The organism is Pseudomonas sp. BS-2016 (assembly GCF_001806145.1).
Lineage (GTDB): Bacteria > Pseudomonadota > Gammaproteobacteria > Pseudomonadales > Pseudomonadaceae > Aquipseudomonas > Aquipseudomonas lundensis.
The window spans coordinates 1-1,524 of sequence record NZ_MLCT01000207.1 but is presented as its reverse complement, the minus strand read 5'-3'; the positions used below and the strand labels follow the sequence as shown (position 1 = coordinate 1,524).

General features: G+C 58.9%; 3 protein-coding genes. 2 read left to right on the top strand and 1 reads right to left on the bottom strand.

Going from position 1 to position 1,524, the window contains the following annotated elements; genetic code table 11:
- Positions 1 to 636: response regulator transcription factor ErdR (erdR, locus tag BKD70_RS23840; protein WP_070415521.1), on the top strand; the 636-nt coding region annotated here is incomplete at its 5' end.
- Positions 637 to 711: 75 nt separating this feature from the next.
- Positions 712 to 1,074 carry a diacylglycerol kinase gene (locus tag BKD70_RS23835; RefSeq protein WP_003189051.1) on the top strand — a complete coding sequence of 121 codons (363 nt, stop codon included), beginning with the start codon at positions 712 to 714 and terminating at the stop codon, positions 1,072 to 1,074.
- A gap of 3 nt (positions 1,075 to 1,077) precedes the next feature.
- Here the strand turns inward: BKD70_RS23835 and BKD70_RS23830 are convergent.
- A partial coding sequence (locus BKD70_RS23830; protein WP_256543304.1) for a LysR substrate-binding domain-containing protein occupies positions 1,078 to 1,524 on the bottom strand: 447 nt, incomplete at its 5' end.

The window sequence follows — 1,524 nt, the reverse complement described above, 5'->3', positions numbered from 1 at the left end:
ATCCTGATTGCCGATGACCACCCGCTGTTTCGCAGCGCACTGCATCAGGCCGTAACCCTGGGCCTTGGCCCCGATGTACGTTTGGTCGAAGTAGCCAGCATTGCCGAACTGGAAGCCCGCCTGACTGAAAAATCCGACTGGGACCTGGTGTTGCTCGACCTGAACATGCCGGGCGCCTACGGTTTTTCCGGGCTGGTGCTGCTGCGTGGCCAATACCCGCAGATCCCCGTGGTGATGGTGTCGGCCCAGGAAGAAGCCGACGTGGTGGTGCGCTCCAAGGAGTTTGGCGCCAGCGGTTTCATTCCCAAGTCCAGCGCGATGGAAGATATCCAGAAAGCCGTGCGCACGGTGTTGGACGGCGATGTGTCCTGGCCACCCCAGGCGTTTGAAGAAATCAATGTGTCCGATGAAGCCAAGGCCGCCCGCGATGGCCTGGCCAGCTTGACGCCCCAGCAGTTCCGGGTGTTGACCATGGTTTGCGAAGGTTTGTTGAACAAGCAGATTGCCTACGAATTGAGTGTGTCGGAAGCGACCATCAAGGCCCACGTTACGGCGATTTTCCGTAAGTTGGGCGTGCGTACGCGCACTCAGGCGGCGTTGCTTTTGCAGCAACTTGAGTCTATCTCGCAACATTAAGTTACAGCCGCTTCACGCTTTTTTGACTTTGCGTGATCTAGCTTCCCCACTTCTTTGGTTCAGTTGCCTACATCTATGTCGCCTTTCAAGGGTCAAACCGGTATCAAACGTATTTTCAACGCAGGGGGCTATTCCCTGGATGGCCTGCGTGCGGCTTTCACTGGCGAGGCGGCATTCCGCCAGTTGGTGTTACTGAACGTCATCCTGATCCCCCTGAGTTTTTTCCTGCAGGTCAGTCGGGTTGAACGGGCGCTGCTGATTGCAGTGTGCCTGTTGGCGCTGATCGTCGAATTGCTCAACTCAGCGGTAGAAGCGGCCATTGACCGTATTTCCCTGGACCGCCACCCGCTGTCGAAAAACGCCAAGGATATGGGCAGCGCCGCGCAATTCGTGGCACTGACCATGATCACCCTGGTATGGGCGGTGATCCTGATCTGAGGATCACGCGATACTCGGCAGTACGATCTCGTCGCTGCGCTGCACCCCAGCGGTGAAGGCGCGGCACAGTTCGAGAAACTCGCGCATCGCCGAGGTCTGGTACTTCTGCTTGTGCCAGATGAAGTAGAACTGCCGGGCCAGGTCCAGGTCCGGGGTTTCCACCGGCACCAGGCTGCCACGGCGGAAGGCATCGCGCAGCGCCAGCCGCGAAATGCAGCCAATCCCCAACCCCGACTCCACAGCCCGCTTGATTGCCTCGGTATGTTCCAGCTCCAGGCGGATATTCAGCGCGCTGCGATGATGGCGCATGGCCTGGTCAAAGGTCAGGCGCGTGCCCGAGCCTTGTTCTCGCAGGATCCACGCTTCGTGGGTCAACTCGTCCATGGTGGCCACGCCACGCTTGGCCAAATGATGCTGGGGCGCACAGAACACCACCAGCTCATCTTCTAC

Coding starts and splice junctions, on each gene's coding strand:
- BKD70_RS23835 (WP_003189051.1), top strand. CDS start 712: ATGTCGCCTTTCAAGGGTCAAACCGGTATCAAACGTATTTTCAACGCA.